We start from the raw sequence: 17,667 nt of genomic DNA, 5'->3' as shown, positions 1-17,667 counted from the left end.
TCGATGCCGCAAGACCCAGGCCATGGTGCACAAAATGCCCATGGCTTTTTTATAGTGCAGACTGTCGAGAGGTCGATGCGATTTCGACCCGGTTGCGACCGTTGCGTTTGGCCTGGTACAAGGCGTCGTCGGCGGCTTTCAGGGCATGTTCGACCGTAGTGCCAAGATCGGGTGACCAATACGCAACCCCCAGCGATATCGTAATGTGTCCCGGGCCCGGCAGGTCGTGCAGGTTGTCGACATAACTGCGCAGGCGTCCTGCAACATGTTGTCCGCCGCTGAGCGGCGTTGCCGGGAGCAGCATCAGGAACTCTTCGCCACCACTTCGGCAGAGCAGGTCTTCATCACGCGAGCAGACCCGTATCGCTGTCGCCAGTTGTTGCAGCACAACGTCACCGATGTCGTGCCCCCATGCATCGTTGACCTGTTTGAAGTGATCAATATCCAAAGCGACGACGCAGAAATCCTGGGCGCTTTGCGCCAGAGCTTCCAGCGCCATTTCCTGCCCACGGCGATTCAGCAGCCCGGTCAGTGCGTCGGTTTGGGCATCAATATTCAGTTTGACGATTTTGTGGTGAAAGGTACTCATGCTTTCGAGCATGGCCTTTTTCAGCTGGCTGGCCTCGAAGTACCATGACTCGACATTTTCAATTTTGCGTGCGGTATCGGGCAGGTCCAGTGTGCGGGCGCCTTCAGCCAGTGCGGTCAGCGGTCGGGAAATCAGTCGCGACAGCCACCAGGCCAGGCCCAGAATAACCAGAGCGGGCAGGGCCGTGTCTTTGAGAACTCCGGTCATGAGTGAGCCCAGGGGGCCAAAGCGTCGTGGGTGGGGCATTGCGCGACAATGCCCCAACCCGTAAGCGCAACCGGCGCGTAACCGGCCAGCATGGTGACCCCTGGCTGTTGGGGGCAATCATTTCGCCGGTTTCACCTTCAAGAACGGCATCAATAATAGGGTTATCGCCCACAGGGGTGCCCACCCTGTTCCGTTCAGGGTGGTAGAGCAGGCTGCGGTTCTGGGCGATGGCATACAGGTAAGTGCTGTCACTGTAATGGTGGTCGCCCAGCAGGCGGTCGAGGATGTGGTTGCGTCGCAGGTAAATACTGCCGCCCACATAACCCATATAGTCACCCGCCGCCGAGAAGATGGGTTGCGACAAAGCGATGATCAGGTTGCCTGTTGACGAGACATACGGCTCGCTGATCGTGGGGGCCTTGCGTGCCAGGGCCTCGACCACGCCCGGGGTGCCGAGCACTTTGCCATCAAGTTCCGGGTTGGTCGGGCTGGTGGCCAGAACCTGGCCGTTAGCGTTGATCACGACGACCGAGTCAAAATTTTCTGTCTGTTCGTAAAGGCGATGGGTTTCCGCCCGCAGGCTGTGGGGAATATCAATAATCTTGCTAAGTTCTTTGCTGCTGTAGCGCAACTGTTGCATGGCGTTCTGCAGGTAGTCGCTGGTGGCGGCGGCAACCTTGCTGGCGTAAGCCTTGTTCAGTTGCAGGCGATTTTCAATAAGAATTCGTTCCTGTGCCTTGTAACTGGCGTAGAAACTGTTGATCAGCATGATGATGCCGGTGATGACGGCCAGGGTGACAATCAGCCTGCGCAGGTTCAGCTTTTTGATGTTTCGAAGTGACATTGGCAAAATCGGTTTTTTCGTGAAACGGTAACATGGGGGTAACACGCGTCAGTGGCGTTTGCTACCCGCGCGGGTGATGACGGGCATGCAGGGACTTCAATCGCTCGCGCGCCACATGCGTATAAATCTGGGTGGTCGAAATATCGGCGTGCCCCAGCAGCATTTGTACAACCCGCAGGTCGGCGCCGTGGTTCAGCAGGTGTGTTGCGAAGGCATGTCGCAGTACATGGGGTGACAGCGGTGCCGTGATGCCGGCTTGCGCAGCATGTTTTTTACGATCAACCAGAATGACTGCCGAGTCATGGCCGCTGCTCGAGTCGTCACGAACAGGGCATCAGAACGGCGAGGACCCAGCAACAGGGGGCGGGCGTCATTCAGGTAGCGCTGCAACCAGTAAACGGCTTCGCCGCCCAGTGGTACCAGACGGTCTTTGCCTCCTTTGCCCATGATAACCCGCAGTACGCCTGCGTTCAGGTCGACCTCGAGTAATTTCAGAGATACCAGTTCACTGACCCGCAAGCCGGTCGCGTAAAGGGTTTCCAGCATGGAGCGGTCACGCAGGCCCAGTGTATCCAGCGTATTCGGGGCATTTAGCAGGGCTTCGACCTGGGCCTCTGAAAGCGTTTTTGGAAGTCGGGAGGGTTGCCGGGCACTTTTCAGGGTCAGGCAAGGGTCGTGCTGCATATGACCTTGCCGTTTGGCCCATGAAAAGAAACGCTTCAACGCCGCCAGGCGCCGGTTTGCTGTGGTGGCTTTTGAAACGTCGCGTTCTGCGGCAAACCAGGCCTTGATGTCGGCGTCCTGCGTGCTGGTCAACGGCCGTTGATATGTCTGATGCAGCCATGCTGAAAACGCCGTCAGATCACGCCGGTAGGCCTGCAGCGTATTCTGGGCCAGGCCGTCTTCCAGCCAAAGGGCATCCAGAAAGTCTTGGATCAGGGGTTGGAGAAAGATGGGCGGAGCAGGCATTCAGGGGCTTGTCAAGGCAGGACATTACTGTCTGTGTACGACGCGGGTCGTCGTTTCTGCACGGTAAACTGGTGGTTTCTGGTCTGGGTCGCAGTCATGCTGAATACTGTAACTGATTTGGGTGCATTGGGTGCCGTTTCGCCGGCCGGTTTGCTCGATATGGATAGCCAGCGCACGCTGGTGATCACGGTTAATAACCGTCATGCGCGCCGCTTGTTGGCCGACTTGTCGACCCTGCTGCGTAACGATCGGCGGGTCATGCCATTGCCCTCCATTGTGCCGCTCGCGGCCTGGTATCGGCAAGCCGCCGACGCGCTGTCGTTCTTGCCACAGGCCAACACGCCTGCGCATGCGCTTGATGCATTCGCTGCGCAAGGGGTGTGGCGCCAGGTGATCCAGGAGGTCGAGGGTGAGGCCAGCCTGCTCGATTCGACCACGGCGGCGCGTCTGGCCTATGACGCCGATACGCTCATGGACGAATGGCAACTGACGGTGGACCCGGCGGCAGAAACGCCTGATTACCAGCGTTTTCTGGTCTGGCGTGACGCCTATCGCTTGCGGTTGGCCGCACTCGATGCTGAAGATGTCAATGCCAGTATCGGACGAGTATGTGCTGCGGCCGTCGATGGCACATTGCCACTGGATCTTGATACGCTGGTGCTGGCGGGTTTCAACGAGCTGTCGCCACGATTGTCGTCGCTGCTTTCAACCCTTGGTGCGACGGGTGTCCAGGTTTGTGTTTTGTCATCGCGTCAGCAAGCGTCCGGTGCTTTGCGGCGTGTTGCCGTTGCTGACACAGACCCCGAGTGGTGGGCCGCTGCGCATTGGGCGCGGGAGTGTTTGCAAAATGATCCGAAGGGGCGTTATGCGATCGTGGCCAGTCGTCTCGAAGCTGATGTCGCGCTGGCCCATCGCGTACTGCACCAGATTTTGCCTGTCGCTGAGCGTTACAACGTTGCAGTTGCCCGACCGTTAGGCCAGTGGCCGCTGGCTCGCGCGGCGTTGGCCTGGCTGCAGGCTCTGGCCGATTTCCATCGGGCAGGTCATTCAACACCTGCCGTGCTGGGTGCGGCCTTGTTGGCCGGTGCCTGTGCTGGCGGGCTTGGCGAGGCTGCTGCCCGGGCCCGTATTGACGCATTCTGGCGCAAGCGTGCGGTCACGGCTGTGTCACTGTCCGAGTTCACGGCCGTGTTGGCCAATCAGGCTCCCCGGTTGCATCAAGCCTGGGTCGCATGTGCCGATGCGCTCATGCATCAACCCCGTCGCGCGGGGTTGCACCTTCGTGCGGCCAGTTTCAGGGGCTTCTTGCACACCTGGGGTTTCCGGGTGGAGGATCCCAGGGCAGCGCCGCGTTTCAGACGCTGGAAGCGTTTGACCGTGTGGTCGGGCAACTGGGGCAATACGAGGTGGTCTGGGGCGAGGTTTCGCTGCCAGAGGCTGTAGGTTTACTGGCCCGGCTACTCAACGAAACACCCTTTCAGCCCCAGCGAGATGCGGCGGCCCGGCTTGATGTTCTGGGGCTGCTCGAAGCCGAGGGGGCGTTGGGACGGCGTTTGGGTTCTGGGTCTTACCGACGATGTTCTGCCCGCCCCGATGCGTCCCAATCCGTTGTTGCCAGCGGCGGTGTTGCGTCATGCCGGGGCGCCGCGCGCCACGCCCGAGCGCGAGTTGCAGTGGGCCGGTATGTTGTTCGATGACCTGTGTCGTCTGGCGCCGCAGGTCTGGTTCAGTCACGCGCTGCATGCCGGCGAAAGTGAACTGCGCCCCAGCCCCTTCATCACTGCCATCGCCCAGGTCGATCTCGAAGACGGCGTCCAGGCGCTGCGCGACCGGGTATCTCTTGAAATTCTGCGTGACGAGCGGGGTCCGCCCCTGGCTGCAGACGAAAAAGTGTCCGGGGGTATCGGGTTGCTTGATACGCAGGCACGAAATCCGTTGTGGGCTTTCGTCAAATATCGTCTGGGTGCCTCGCAATTGCCCGATTATGCCGGGCCGGCCAGCCAGAATGCCCGGGGTTGTTCATGCACCGTGCGCTCGAGCTGGTTTGGCAGCAGTTGCGCGATCATCACACCCTTGAGGCCTCGTTTATCGATGGTTCAATCAATGCACGGGTAGACCAGGCGCTGGCGACAGCGGCCGATGAGCATTTGCATGACTATACCCAGACCTTGCGTCGGCTCGAACTTGAGCGCGGCAGCAAGGTTGTGTTGTCCTGGCTGCAGCAAGAGCGCGGTCGGGCTCCTTTTAGTGTCGAGGCGACCGAAAAAACGGTCGTGTGGTCGCACGGGGTGCTGAAACTGACGTTGCGGCTTGATCGCGTCGACCGTCTCGATGACGATCAACTGGCTGTCATCGACTACAAGACGGGAAATGGCAAGCCTCAGCCCAAGGCCGACTGGTTACGCGAGCGCCCGGTAGAGCTGCAGCTGCCGTTTTATGCGTCGGTCATCAGTACCGGCGAAGCATCAGAGCGGGTTGGTGCTCTGGTGCTGGCGCGTTTGCATGCGCGCGATTGTGTCCTTAAAGGATTTGCTGAAACCGACAACTATGGCCTGGCCGGTCTTGAGGTCCTGCCCGCATGGGGCGGGGTGTTGTCAGGGTGGTCCAATGCGATTGAAGGGTTGGCCAACGAGTTCATTGCGGGTGATGCACGTAACATGTTCATGAAAATCCAGGATCTTGGCTGGTGTGATGTCTTGCCTTTTTTGCGGCTCGATGAATCAGAAAACGAAACCATGAAGGAAACCGGGGAAGCCGATGTCTGATCAGATCCACGATGCGCAGGCGCGCCGCAGGGCGCTGGACCCGCAGGTGTCTTTTCTGGTGCAGGCGCCAGCCGGGTCGGGTAAAACCGAGTTGCTGACAGACCGCATTCTGGCGCTGTTGGCCACGGTTGATCGCCCTGAGGAAATCGTGGCCATTACATTCACGCGCAAGGCAGCCTCAGAGATGCATGCACGTGTCTTGTCCAAGTTGGCCCAGGGTTTGGGCCCTGAGCCCCCTGAAGAACATCGCCGGCATAGTTGGGCGCTGGCGCGCGCAGCCATCGAACGCGATCGCCAGAAGGGCTGGCATCTGTTGCAATACCCGGCCCGCTTGAGTATCCGTACGATTGATTCGTTTTGTGCCTGGCTGGTGCGCAGCATGCCATGGCTTAGCGCCTTGGGCGGCATGCCCGGCATGGCGGATGACCCCGAGCATCACTACCGTCAGGCGGCTCAGGCTACGCTGGCCATGGTAGACGATTTCGATAGTGTGGCCCGGGTGCTGGCACACCTTGATGTTGACGTGCGCGCGGCTGAAAATTTGCTGGCCCAGATGCTGGGTAGCCGTGATCAATGGATGCCCCTGTTGTCGGGCGGGAATGATCCCTTCCTGCTGGCGGCTTTTCTTGACGAGGCCATTGAGGAAGATCTGCGGCGTCTGGCGTCGTTGATGCCGTTGGGCTGGGCCAAGACATTGGCCGGCCCTTGTCGTCTGGCCGTCGAGGCACTCGAACAGGCTGGAAAAATGCCGGGTGTCCTGCCTTTGCGTGATTGGGATGGCACGCCATTCCCGCCAGTGGCGGATGCCTTGCCGCAGTGGCAGGCTTTGTCTGAGCTGGTCCTGACAGGTGCCGGATCCTTGCGCAAGACGGTCAACAAGTCAACAGGTTTTGATGCCGGTACGGCGCATCGTAATGCGTTCATGGCGTGGCTCAACGAGTTTGACGGAACCGAGGACTGGGTTGCTGCGCTGGCTGAAATTCGCAATGCACCGGCGGGCGGATATCAGCGCTGGCATCTCGATGTCCTGTCGGATCTGATGGATGTGTTGCGGCTGGCTTGCGGGCAGCTGGTGCTGGCCTTTGCCGATGCCGGCGAGGTTGATTTCATTGAAATTGCGCAGCGTGCCCTGCGCGCCCTGGGGACGCCCGATGAGCCAACCGATTTGTTGCTGTCACTCGACAGCGCCGTCCGCCATTTGCTCGTGGATGAATTTCAGGATACCAGCCAGGCCCAGATCGATCTGCTTGAACGTCTCACGTCAGGGTGGTTGCCCGATGATGGGCGTACGCTTTTTCTGGTCGGTGACCCGATGCAGTCGATCTATCGTTTCCGCAAGGCCGAGGTCGGGTTGTTTCTCAAGGTTCGCGACCAGGGTTTGGGTGATGTCCAGCTCGAGTCCTTGCAGTTGACGACAAACTTCAGGTCTCAAGCCGCCATTGTTGACTGGGTTAATCAAGTGTTCGGCGGTTTGTTTCCCGCTACGCCTCATATGGGGCTGGGGGCAATTCCCTATTCGCCCTCGGTGGCGTTCAATGCCCCGCTTGACGGTTGTGGGGTCACGTTTCATCCGGTTTGGACAGGCCTGTCTGAAGACGAAGTGCCAGACGCTGTGGTGCGGGCAGCGCAAGACCAGGTTGTGCGTCTGGCGCGTGAGGCGCTGGCACGAAACCCGGCCAGTGATCATCCTGTCGCAATTCTGGTGCGGGCGCGCAGCCATTTGCTTGATGTGGTCCGTCAACTGGGGGCGAACGGCTTGCCGTGCCGCGCCGTCGAGCTGGTTTCCCTGAAGTCCCGGCAGGTCATTGTCGATCTGGTGCAGCTGGCGTGCGCGTTGTCGCACCCGGCCGATCGGCTGGCCTGGCTGTCGTTGTTGCGTTCTCCGGTCTGCGGGTTGCGCTTGCAGACATTGCACGCCTTGTTCGGCGGCAATGCCTCTGCCGCGCCACACGAGGTGTTGCGGGCGTATGTACACGCGGACGACCCCGAGGCCTGGGGTGTCGTTGGTGATGAACACCGGCGTATTGTTCATGCCGCTGCGGTCTTGCTCGATCAGGGTAACGACGAGGGTGTGTTGCCGTTCGCGTCCTGGTTGCAGCAGTGCTGGCAGCGTTTGGGGGCGAAAAGGTCTATGGTCGCGAGGACGAACGCGCTGATGCGCAAAGCTTTTTCCGACTCATCGAGAAACTGGCGCCGTACGGCGCACTTGATCCTGTCGAACTGGATGCACAGCTTGATCGGCTGTACGCATCACCCGGTCATGAAAGTGGTCCGGCCATCGAGGTCATGACGATTCACAAGTCCAAAGGATTGCAGTTTGATACCGTCATACTCATGGGCTTGCAGCATGGGGCATCAGCCGACAACCCGCGTCTCGTACTTTTCGAGTACAGCGAAGGGCGGCTGCTGATTGCGCCCATACGACCCCGGTCTGATGAATCGGTCGATCCGGTCACGAATTACCTGCGGGCGCGAGAGAAACAACGGTCTGATTATGAGGTTGACCGTTTGCTGTACGTGGCGGCGACGCGTGCCCGACAGCAATTGTGTCTGGTGGGACAGGTCGCATGGGACGATGGCAAGGGGCAGGTGAAAGACCCGGGCAAGGGCAGTTTGCTGGGTAAATTGTGGCCGTGGCTGGGGCCGTTGTCGCGGCCCGAGGCCGTTTTGCCTGCGGTTCAGGAGCAGCCCGTCGAAACGGGTTTGGCAAGCCTTCCAAACGGCAGGGTATCCATAACTCAACCCGAGGCGGGCGCACTTGCACCAGAGGCGGGCATGTCCACCAGAATGTTGCGTCGCTTACCCCTCATGGCGCTTTCATCGGGCGACTCCGTCCGCTCCCGCGAACGCCCGGGCGGTATTGACTGGCAGTGGTCGGCCTCTTCCAATGAGGATGCGTTGATCGGAACGGTGGCCCATGCCTGGCTCGAACGGCTGGGCAAGGCGGGCGGCGAGGGCTGGACCCCTGAACGGATCGGGCAGCAGCACCCTTTGATTCAGCGCCAGTTATCGCGTGCCGGTTTGCCTGTCGGGCGAATCGACGCGGCAGCAACCGTGGTATGCGAAACCCTGCAGGCGACGCTGGACAGCCCGCGGGGCCGCTGGCTGCTGGGTCTGGCACGGGCCTATCGCGAGTGGTCGCTGCTCGATGTATCCGGGCGTGTGTCCATCATTGATCTGGCGGTATCCGATGAACAGGGCTGGCTGGTGGTTGACTATAAAACCGGTCAGCCCGCAGCAGGCGAATCAGACGAGCAGTTCATTCAGCGTATGCGGCAGCGATATGCTGATCAAATGGTGCGTTATCGTGATCAGGTCAGTGCCCTGGATGGTCGTCCTGCCCGTGCCGCCCTTTATTTTCCGCGGGCCGACATTTGGATCGAGGATTCAAATTCCTGTTAAACTCCTGCGTGGCGGGCCCCTTCGCATGGTTCGGCGGCAAACCTGGTCAGGTCGGGAACGAAGCAGCCATAGTCGTTTAGAACCAGTGCCGAAGTCAGGCTCGCCTTTTCTTTGATACGTACACTGCATGACATATCTGGTACTGGCGCGCAAATGGCGGCCCCGCTCGTTTGACACCCTTGTAGGCCAAGATCATGTGGTCAGGGCACTGACGCACGCCCTGCAAACCCAGCGTTTGCACCATGCCTGGTTGTTTACCGGCACGCGTGGGGTCGGCAAGACCACGTTGTCGCGGCTTCTGGCCAAATCCCTTAATTGCGAAACTGGTATTACCGCGACACCGTGTGGCCAGTGCCGTGCCTGTGTCGAGATCGATGAAGGCCGGTTTGTCGATTATGTCGAGCTCGACGCCGCGTCCAATCGCGGTGTCGATGAAATGACCCAGTTGCTGGAACAGGCCGTGTACGCGCCCGGAGCAGGGCGTTTCAAGGTCTACATGATTGACGAGGTCCACATGTTGACCGGGCATGCGTTCAACGCCATGCTCAAAACCCTCGAAGAGCCGCCCGCTCACGTCAAGTTCATCCTGGCAACCACCGACCCGCAGAAAATTCCGGTTACGGTGTTGTCACGCTGCCTGCAGTTCAACCTCAAGCAAATGACGGCCGAATCTATCGTCGGGCATTTGCAAGGTGTTTTGCAGCATGAAAACATCAGTTTCGAAGTTCCGGCCTTGCGCCTCATTGCCCAGGCCGCTGCCGGGTCCATGCGCGACGCGTTGTCGCTGACTGACCAAGCCATCGCCTACAGTGCCGGGCAACTGTCCGCCGAGGCTGTCCGTGGCATGCTGGGCACCATTGATCAACGCTATCTGGTGCGCCTGCTTGAAGGGCTGGCTGCGGGCAGTGGTCACGCGGTTCTTGAAGTGGCCGACGAGCTGGCCACACGCGGTTTGTCATATTCCGGTGCCCTGGCCGATTTATGTGTCCTTTTATCCCGTATTGCCATCGAGCAGCGGGTGTCGGGTGTAACGCCGGCCGACGATCCTGTTTCTGCCGATATCGTTAACCTGGCGGCGCGGCTGTCGCCCGATGTGGTCCAGTTGTTTTATACCGTCGCAGTACACAGCCGCAGCGAATTGTCCTTGTCGCCCGATGAGTATGCCGGGTTCGTAATGGCGTGCCTGCGCATGCTTTCCCTGGTTCCGGTGTCGCCCGATGATGGTGGCGGCAACCGTGTTGCTCAGCCGTCGCCGGGCGTTCAACAGGGAGCCGTATCCGGGAAGCCGGTCGTGCCGGTGCCGGTATCCCCCGTCGTGTCGTCAGAGATCTCTCAGGTTCAGGCTACCGGTTTTACGCCGGTGCCTGCAGCATCCGCTGTCAATCCTCTACTCGAGTCTGCTTCCGGGTCTGCTCCTGCTCTTGTGCCTTTGCCTGCCCCGTCTGTCGACGGGCTAGCAATAAAACACGTTTCAGAGCCAGGGTCCGGGCCGTTGCCAGCGTCAGCATCAACATCTTCGCACGTGTCTGCATCAGTGCAGGCGTCAGCGTTTGCAGAGTCGTCGCCAAAATTACCAGAGCAGTTACCGGAGTCTGCCACTGCCTCATCGCCGGAGCCCGCAGCAAAGCCGGCACCTGCATTGCTGCCAGCAGAAACAAAGTCAGAAGCAGCGCCCGAGCCAGCGCAGATCAGCGCTTCCGGGTTCGTGACGGCGGCCTCTGCAGATGATATTCCGCCTTGGGAAGACATGCCCGATGATGTCTCGGGTTATGTCCCCGATGACTCTGGCGCCTGGGTGGCCGACGACGGTTTTGAAACCATGGGTATCGGGTTTGATGATGCCGATGCGGTTCCGGGTGATGTGCTTGCCTTGTCCGGCGATGACATCCCTGAACGAGTTCTGGCCAGCCTGGCTCCTGCCGCTGAAACCTCCCGGCGCATCCGGTCGCCGCGCTTGCGCGATATGGACAGCACGTCCTGGCCGGCGCTGGCTGCGCAGCTGCCTGCAACTGGTGTGGCGGCCGAACTCGCCCGCCAAAGCGAATGGGTGGCTGTCAATGCTGATGAAGTGCAGTTGCGCGTGGCCATTCGCCTGTTCGCCGAAACACAGGCCCAATCCAGGTTGTGTACACTTTTGTCCGAGCACTTCGGTACGGTTGTCCGGCTGAAAGTCGAGTACGGGGAAACCGGTGATGCCACGGCACACGCGGTTGCGCAGGCTGAGCGCGCTGCGCGTCAGCGCGAGGCTGAGCAGGCCGTTGAAACCGATCCGGTGGTGCTTCAGTTACTGAACGACTTCGGTGCAACTGTCATCGAAGGTTCGATCCGGCACTTGCCCGAAAGCAAGGCCGCGTAGTCTTTTGTTGATGGGTGGCTGCCGTTGCGGCTACCCTGAGTTTTTAGTTTCACTTTCAGGAAATCCATCTCATGATGAAAGGTCAGATTGCCGGCCTGATGCGCCAGGCTCAGCAGATGCAGGAAAATATGAAGAAGGCCCAGGACGCCCTGGCCGAGATCGTTGTTGACGGGGCATCCGGGGTGGTTTGGTCAAAGTCTCCATGACCTGTCGCCACGACGTCAAGCGCGTTGAAATCGATCCAAGTCTTTTGGCAGACGACAAAGACATGCTCGAAGACCTCGTTGCTGCAGCGTTCAATGATGCTTTGCGCAAGGCGGAAGCCACATCACAAGAAAAATGTCGGCAGTTACCGCCGGCTTGCCGCTGCCTCCCGGAATGAAGCTGCCCTTCTGATGGACGCCCAGCTGCCCGAACCTGAACCGCTCAAGGCGCTTGTCGAGGCGCTGCGCCGTTTGCCGGGGGTCGGGGTTCGGTCGGCACGTCGTATGGCGTATCACCTGTTACAGAACGATCAGGCCGGCGCTCAACGGCTTTCACAAGCGCTGTTGTCGGCCTTGCAGAATCTGCGTCACTGCCATCGGTGCAACAATTTCACTGAAGACGACATTTGTACGTTGTGCGCCAACCCCGGCGCGACCCGGGGCAGTTGTGTATCGTTGAAACACCGGCTGACCAGAACACGCTCGAGTCCAGCCATGGCTACAAGGGCCTGTACTATGTCCTGATGGGGCGTCTGGCCCCACTGGAAGGAGTCGGGCCCATCGAGCTGCAGTTTGATCGTTTGCTTGAACGGGCGTGTGACGGCCAGGTCAAAGAGGTCATTCTGGCAACCAATTTCACCTCCGAGGGTGAGACGACCGCGCATTATCTTACCGACCTGCTCCGGTCGCGGGGTCTTACGGTGTCGCGTCTGGCGCGTGGGGTCCCGGCAGGCAGCGAGCTTGAATATGTTGACGCCAGCACCCTGGCCTGGGCCCTGATCGAGCGGCGAAACGCCTGAGACTGGCTATACCCGTGCGCTGTCCAGCAGCTGGTCCAGTTTGACAGCATCCGCCACGAAAAGCCGAATTCCTTCGGCCAGTTTTTCTGTGGCCATGGCATTGTCATTCAGCTGCATCCGGAAACTGGCTTCATCGCAAGCCAACGCCGGAACATGACTGCGACGTGCAGTCTCGACATCAAGCATTTTTTCAGTGGTGCCGTTGTGCTGGCCAGCAGGCTCAGCAGGTCGGGGCTGATGGTCAGCAGGTCGCAACCGGCCAGCGCCTGGATCTGGCCGATATTGCGGAAGCTCGCGCCCATGATTTCAGTGCCGATGCCATGACATTTGAAGTAGTTGAAGATGGCGGTGACGGATTGCACGCCCGGGTCATTCACGCCGGCACGAGCGGCCTCATCCCATTGTTCGCCTGCCGATTTTTTGTGCCAGTCATAAATGCGGCCAACGAAGGGTGAAATCAGTGTGACCCCGCAGCGGCGCAGGCCACGGCCTGCGGCAGACAGAACAGCAGCGTCAGGTTGCAGGCAATCCCTTCGGCTTGCAGTATGCGTGCCGCTTGTATGCCTTCCCAGGTCGAGGCAATTTTGATCAGCACCCGTTGGCGATCAATCCCGGCATCTGCGTACAAGCCGATGATGTCGCGTGCCCGTGCTACCGTGGCCGCAGTGTCAAATGACAGCCGGGCATCGACTTCAGTGGACACGCGACCTGGAACGATGGCAAGAATCTCGCGTCCGAAAGCCACCAGCAGGCGGTCCGTCAGCTCGGGCAGGCTGGCCTTGGGGAAGTCGTGCACCGTCTTTTCGAGCAAAGGCCGGTAGACCTCTTTTTGTACGGCTTTGAGAATCAGTGACGGATTGGTCGTGGCATCCGTCGGGCGATGCTCGCGCATGGCTTCAAAGTCGCCGGTGTCGGCAACCACAGTGGTGTACTGGCGCAATAAATCGAGTTGACTGGACATGGTTGGCATCAGAAAGTCAGGTTGTTGAGGCGCGAATGCGGGGTTGGCCGAAAGGGTGGGCAGACGGGCAGGGTGCGCACCGCGGAAGCTCTGATTTTAGCGGCATCTCAAACGACCCGCTTCTCAAGGTATAATTCCAAGGTTTACTTATTGACTTTATAACCGGGGTTTACTGTGCTGCCGTCTCTATTTCCCGAGGGGACTTCGTCATCCTCTCCTGCTATTCTGGCTTTGGCGGACGGTACCATCTTCAAGGGTGTCTCTATCGGCGCCGATGGACATACCGTCGCCGAGGTTGTTTTCAACACGTCCATGACCGGGTATCAGGAAATTCTTACTGATCCCAGTTACAGCGGGCAAATCGTCACGTTAACGTACCCGCACATCGGCAATACCGGGGTCAACCCCGAAGATGTCGAATCCGACCGAATCCATGCGGCGGGTCTGGTGGTTCGTGACTGTTCCTTGCGTGTATCCAATTTCCGCTCAACCCAGTCGCTGCCCGAATACCTGCGTGCGCAGGGCATCGTGGCCATTTCCGGCGTTGATACCCGCAAGCTCACACGCATTCTGCGTGAAAGCGGCGCCCAAGGGGCCTGCATTTACGTGGGTACTGATGCTGAAGAAGCGGTTCGGCTGGCCAAAGGCTTTACCGGTATGGACGGGCAAGACCTGGCCAAGGTGGTATCAACCAAAGCCGCTCACCCCTGGACGGAAGGCAGCTGGCAGCTTGGGCAGGGGTTTTCTGCCGCACCCGCCAGCCCGTATCATGTTGTCGCTTACGACTTCGGCGTCAAGACCAACATCTTGCGTCTGCTGGTCGACCGTGGCTGCCGCATCACCGTAGTGCCGGCTCAAACGCCCGTTGCAGAAGTTCTTGCGCTCAATCCCGACGGCGTGTTCCTGTCCAACGGTCCCGGCGACCCGGCACCTTGCGATTACGCCATAGCCACTGCACAAGCGGCTATCCAGAAAAAATTCCGCTGTTTGGTATTTGTCTGGGTCACCAGATCATGGGTCTGGCCATTGGCGCCCAAACCGTCAAAATGAAAACCGGTCACCATGGTGGCAACCACCCGGTTCAAGACCTGGATACCGGCCGTGTGTTCATCACCAGCCAGAATCACGGGTTTGCTGTTGAGGCGTCCAGCTTGCCGGCCAACGCCCGCACCACGCACATTTCTTTGTTCGATGGCACGCTGCAGGGCTTCGAACTCACTGACGCGCCGGCGTTCTGCTTCCAGGGGCACCCCGAAGCCAGCCCGGGCCCACACGATATTGTGGTGCTCTTCGACAAATTCATCAGCCTCATGGCCGGTCAAAAATAATTCAGCATCATGCCAAAGCGTACAGACATAAAAAGCATTCTTATCATTGGTGCCGGCCCGATCATCATCGGCCAGGCGTGTGAGTTCGACTATTCAGGCGCTCAGGCGTGCAAGTCGCTCAAGGCCGAAGGCTATCGCACGATTCTGGTCAACAGCAATCCGGCCACCATCATGACTGACCCGGAAACGGCCGATGTGACCTACATCGAGCCGATCACCTGGCAGGCTGTCGAAAAAATCATCGAAGTTGAAAAGCCCGATGCCTTGCTGCCCACCATGGGCGGGCAAACGGCCCTGAACTGTGCGCTCGACCTGGAGCGTCATGGTGTGCTGGCCAAGCATGGTGTCGAGATGATCGGTGCCAACGCACATGCCATCGACAAGGCCGAAGATCGCCAGAAGTTCAAAGAGGCCATGACCAAGATCGGTCTTGAGTCGGCCAAGTCGGGCGTGGCGCATTCCATGGAAGAAGCCTGGGAAGTGCAGCGCCGTATCGCTGAAGACACGGGTACGTCAGGCTTCCCCACGGTTATTCGTCCCAGCTTTACCATGGGTGGCTCGGGCGGTGGTATTGCCTACAACCCTGAAGAGTTCGAAACCATTTGTCGTCGCGGCCTCGAGGCCTCACCCACCAACGAATTGCTTATTGAAGAATCGTTGCTGGGCTGGAAAGAGTACGAAATGGAAGTCGTGCGCGACCGCGCCGACAATTGCATTATTGTCTGCTCAATCGAAAACCTCGACCCGATGGGTGTCCACACCGGTGACTCCATTACCGTTGCACCGGCACAAACGCTTACCGACAAAGAATATCAAATCATGCGTAACGCCTCGATTGCGGTGTTGCGTGAAATTGGTGTTGATACCGGTGGCTCCAACGTTCAGTTTGCCCTGAATCCGCATAACGGCCGCATGATCGTCATCGAGATGAATCCGCGCGTATCGCGCTCGTCAGCGCTGGCCTCCAAGGCGACGGGTTTCCCGATTGCCAAAGTGGCTGCGCGTCTGGCTGTGGGTTACACCCTCGATGAACTGCGTAATGAAATCACCGGGGGCGCAACGCCGGCTTCGTTCGAGCCTTCAATCGACTATGTCGTTACCAAGGTTCCCCGTTTCGCCTTCGAAAAATTCCCGCAAGCCGATTCCCGCCTGACGACGCAAATGAAGTCGGTCGGTGAAGTCATGGCCATTGGCCGTACCTTCCAGGAGTCTTTCCAGAAAGCCTTGCGAGGTCTCGAAGTGGGTGTTGATGGTCTGAACCAGAAAACCACCGACCGCGAAAAGCTGCAGATCGAGCTGGGTGAGCCCGGCCCCGAGCGCATCTGGTACGTGGGCGACGCCTTCGCCCAGGGTTTCAGCCTTGACGAAGTGCATCAGCTCACCAAAATTGATCCGTGGTTCCTGGCGCAAATCAAGGAAATCGTCGATATCGAACTGGCACTCGAGCAAAAAACGTTGGCAGATATTGATCAGCTCACCATGCGCGAACTGAAGCGTCGTGGTTTTTCCGATCGTCGTCTGGCCTTCCTGCTCGATACCTCGGAAGCAGAAGTTCGCAAGGTGCGTCATCAGCTCGGAGTGCGTCCGGTGTACAAGCGTGTTGATACCTGCGCTGCTGAATTTGCCACCAAAACGGCGTACATGTATTCGACCTACGAGGAAGAGTGCGAGTCCGAGCCGACCGACCGCAAGAAAATCATTGTGCTCGGTGGTGGTCCGAACCGCATTGGTCAAGGTATCGAATTCGACTACTGCTGTGTGCACGCGGCTCTGGCCCTGCGCGACGATGGTTACGAAACCATCATGGTCAACTGCAACCCTGAAACCGTATCCACCGACTACGATACGTCCGATCGTCTATATTTCGAGCCCCTGACGCTTGAAGATGTGCTGGAAATCGTTCACAAAGAAAATCCGGTTGGCATGATTGTCCAGTATGGCGGGCAAACGCCGCTCAAACTGGCGCGCGCCCTCGAGGCCAATGGTGTGCCCATCATCGGTACCAGCCCCGAGTCCATCGATATTGCCGAAGACCGCGAGCGTTTCCAGAAATTGCTCACCAAACTGGGTCTGCGTCAGCCGCCCAACCGTACGGCCCGTACCGAAGGCGAAGCCATTGCCCTGGCCGCCGAAATCGGCTATCCGCTGGTAGTTCGTCCCAGCTACGTACTGGGTGGTCGAGCCATGGAAATCGTCCATGAACAGCAAGACCTTGAACGCTACATGCGTGAGGCAGTCAAGGTCAGCAATGATTCGCCGGTGCTGCTCGACCACTTCCTGAACAACGCCACTGAAGTCGACGTCGATTGCATCTGCGACGGCGAGCGCGTGTTTATTGGCGGTGTCATGGAACACATCGAGCAAGCCGGGGTTCACTCGGGTGACTCGGCCTGCAGTCTGCCGCCGTATTCGTTGTCTGAAGAGGCCATTGCTGAAATCAAACGCCAAACCAGCCTGATGGCGCGTGCCCTGAACGTGAAGGGCCTCATGAACGTGCAGTTCGCCATTCAGGATGGCGATGTCTACGTGCTCGAGGTCAACCCGCGTGCCTCACGTACCGTACCTTACGTTTCCAAGGCAACCGGCCTGCAGCTGGCCAAGATTGCCGCGCGTGCCATGGCGGGCAATACCCTGCTCAACCAGGGTGTTACCGAAGAAGTCGTGCCGCGTTATTTCTCGGTCAAAGAAGCGGTCTTCCCGTTCGTCAAGTTCCCGGGTGTTGACACCATTCTTGGCCCTGAAATGAAGTCAACCGGTGAGGTCATGGGGGTTGGCGAAAGTTTCGGCGAGGCCTTCGTCAAGTCGCAACTGGCTGCAGGCGTTACGTTGCCTGAATCTGGCGTTGCGTTCATCAGTGTCAAGGGCCGCGACAAGCCCAAGGCGGTTGAAGTCGCGCGCGGTCTGGTCAATCTGGGTTTCAGCATTGTCGCCACTCGCGGTACTGCGGCAGCCATTGCCGAAGCCGGTATTCCGGTCCAGGTTGTCAACAAGGTCACCGAAGGGCGTCCTCACATTGTCGACATGGTCAAGAATCAGGAAATTGCCCTGGTCATCAACACGGTTGAAGAACGTCGCAATGCCATTGCTGATTCCCGTCATATCCGTACGGTCGCGCTGGCGTCTCGCGTCACGTTCTTTACCACCATCGCGGGTGCGCGTGCGGCGGTCGAAGGCTTGCAGTATCTGCGTCAGGGCGGTGGCCTCAAGGTGTACAGCTTGCAAACCCTGCATGCCTGATCAAGG

7 protein-coding genes, 1 other RNA gene and 7 pseudogenes are annotated in these 17,667 nt (G+C 59.1%); 10 read left to right on the top strand and 5 right to left on the bottom strand.

Annotated features, from left to right (window positions below; translation table 11 throughout):
* Nucleotides 1-49 precede the first annotated feature (49 nt).
* The 3 genes and pseudogenes from N7E01_RS02965 to xerD all read right to left on the bottom strand — a co-directional run bounded on the left by N7E01_RS02965 (nucleotide 50) and on the right by xerD (nucleotide 2,609).
* Nucleotides 50-796 (bottom strand): GGDEF domain-containing protein, encoded by a 747-nt coding sequence (locus N7E01_RS02965; protein ID WP_289174587.1) that lies wholly within the window; start codon nucleotides 794-796, stop codon nucleotides 50-52.
* Nucleotides 693-1,640 carry a cache domain-containing protein gene (locus N7E01_RS02960; protein ID WP_289174586.1) on the bottom strand — a complete coding sequence of 316 codons (948 nt, stop codon included), beginning with the start codon at nucleotides 1,638-1,640 and terminating at the stop codon, nucleotides 693-695. Before N7E01_RS02960 ends, N7E01_RS02965 begins: the two co-directional genes overlap by 104 nt.
* A 61-nt stretch (nucleotides 1,641-1,701) precedes the next feature.
* Nucleotides 1,702-2,609 (bottom strand): annotated as a pseudogene (gene xerD / locus N7E01_RS02955) (site-specific tyrosine recombinase XerD).
* Nucleotides 2,610-2,705: 96 nt separating this feature from the next.
* Here xerD and N7E01_RS02950 point away from each other — a divergent pair.
* The 8 genes and pseudogenes from N7E01_RS02950 (at nucleotide 2,706) to recR (ending at nucleotide 12,135) form a co-directional block, all read left to right on the top strand.
* On the top strand, nucleotides 2,706-4,052 hold the full coding sequence (locus N7E01_RS02950; protein WP_289174585.1) for a hypothetical protein: 1,347 nt from the start codon (nucleotides 2,706-2,708) through the stop codon (nucleotides 4,050-4,052).
* Between the two features lie 63 nt (nucleotides 4,053-4,115).
* A complete protein-coding gene (locus N7E01_RS02945) occupies nucleotides 4,116-4,724 on the top strand; it encodes a hypothetical protein (RefSeq protein ID WP_289174584.1) in 609 nt (202 codons plus the stop codon).
* The gene (locus N7E01_RS02940; RefSeq protein ID WP_289174583.1) at nucleotides 4,631-5,374 is read left to right on the top strand and encodes a PD-(D/E)XK nuclease family protein; all 744 of its coding nucleotides are present in this window, start codon (nucleotides 4,631-4,633) and stop codon (nucleotides 5,372-5,374) included. Before N7E01_RS02945 ends, N7E01_RS02940 begins: the two co-directional genes overlap by 94 nt.
* A pseudogene (locus tag N7E01_RS02935) lies at nucleotides 5,367-8,776 on the top strand (UvrD-helicase domain-containing protein). The gene N7E01_RS02940 and the pseudogene N7E01_RS02935 overlap by 8 nt, the downstream one beginning before the upstream one ends.
* A gap of 10 nt (nucleotides 8,777-8,786) precedes the next feature.
* Nucleotides 8,787-8,884: signal recognition particle sRNA small type (gene ffs, locus N7E01_RS02930), an RNA gene on the top strand.
* 19 nt (nucleotides 8,885-8,903) lie between these two features.
* Entirely contained in the window at nucleotides 8,904-11,132 is a 2,229-nt protein-coding gene (locus tag N7E01_RS02925) for a DNA polymerase III subunit gamma/tau (RefSeq protein ID WP_289174582.1), read from the top strand.
* A 71-nt stretch (nucleotides 11,133-11,203) separates the two neighbouring features.
* Nucleotides 11,204-11,528 (top strand): annotated as a pseudogene (locus N7E01_RS02920) (YbaB/EbfC family nucleoid-associated protein).
* Nucleotides 11,528-12,135, top strand: a pseudogene (gene recR / locus N7E01_RS02915) (recombination mediator RecR). The pseudogenes N7E01_RS02920 and recR overlap by 1 nt, the downstream one beginning before the upstream one ends.
* 6 nt (nucleotides 12,136-12,141) lie before the next feature.
* Here the strand turns inward: recR and N7E01_RS19240 are convergent.
* A pseudogene (locus N7E01_RS19240) lies at nucleotides 12,142-12,267 on the bottom strand (transaldolase); the annotation flags it as partial.
* Nucleotides 12,243-13,027: pseudogene (locus N7E01_RS02905) on the bottom strand (transaldolase family protein). The pseudogenes N7E01_RS19240 and N7E01_RS02905, both read right to left, overlap by 25 nt.
* Before the next feature lie 243 nt (nucleotides 13,028-13,270).
* On the opposite strand from N7E01_RS02905, the pseudogene carA reads away from it, so the two are divergent.
* Both carA and carB read left to right on the top strand, forming a co-directional pair.
* Nucleotides 13,271-14,424, top strand: a pseudogene (gene carA, locus N7E01_RS02900) (glutamine-hydrolyzing carbamoyl-phosphate synthase small subunit).
* A gap of 9 nt (nucleotides 14,425-14,433) precedes the next feature.
* Nucleotides 14,434-17,661 carry a carbamoyl-phosphate synthase large subunit gene (gene carB, locus N7E01_RS02895; protein ID WP_289174580.1) on the top strand — a complete coding sequence of 1,076 codons (3,228 nt, stop codon included), beginning with the start codon at nucleotides 14,434-14,436 and terminating at the stop codon, nucleotides 17,659-17,661.
* The last annotated feature ends 6 nt before the right edge of the window (nucleotides 17,662-17,667 follow it).

This window comes from Neopusillimonas aromaticivorans, from assembly GCF_030344915.1.
In the GTDB taxonomy this organism is placed as follows: Bacteria; Pseudomonadota; Gammaproteobacteria; order Burkholderiales; family Burkholderiaceae_B; genus Neopusillimonas; species Neopusillimonas aromaticivorans.
The sequence above is the reverse complement of the archived record's forward strand: the minus strand, read 5'-3'. Positions and strand labels throughout refer to the sequence as shown.

Excerpts from the sequence above, each read along its gene's own strand:
- N7E01_RS02965 (WP_289174587.1), bottom strand. The coding sequence starts at position 796 with ATGACCGGAGTTCTCAAAGACACGGCCCTGCCCGCTCTGGTTATTCTG.
- N7E01_RS02960 (WP_289174586.1), bottom strand. The coding sequence starts at position 1,640 with ATGTCACTTCGAAACATCAAAAAGCTGAACCTGCGCAGGCTGATTGTC.
- N7E01_RS02950 (WP_289174585.1), top strand. The coding sequence starts at position 2,706 with ATGCTGAATACTGTAACTGATTTGGGTGCATTGGGTGCCGTTTCGCCG.
- N7E01_RS02940 (WP_289174583.1), top strand. The coding sequence starts at position 4,631 with ATGCACCGTGCGCTCGAGCTGGTTTGGCAGCAGTTGCGCGATCATCAC.
- N7E01_RS02925 (WP_289174582.1), top strand. The coding sequence starts at position 8,904 with ATGACATATCTGGTACTGGCGCGCAAATGGCGGCCCCGCTCGTTTGAC.
- carB (WP_289174580.1), top strand. The coding sequence starts at position 14,434 with ATGCCAAAGCGTACAGACATAAAAAGCATTCTTATCATTGGTGCCGGC.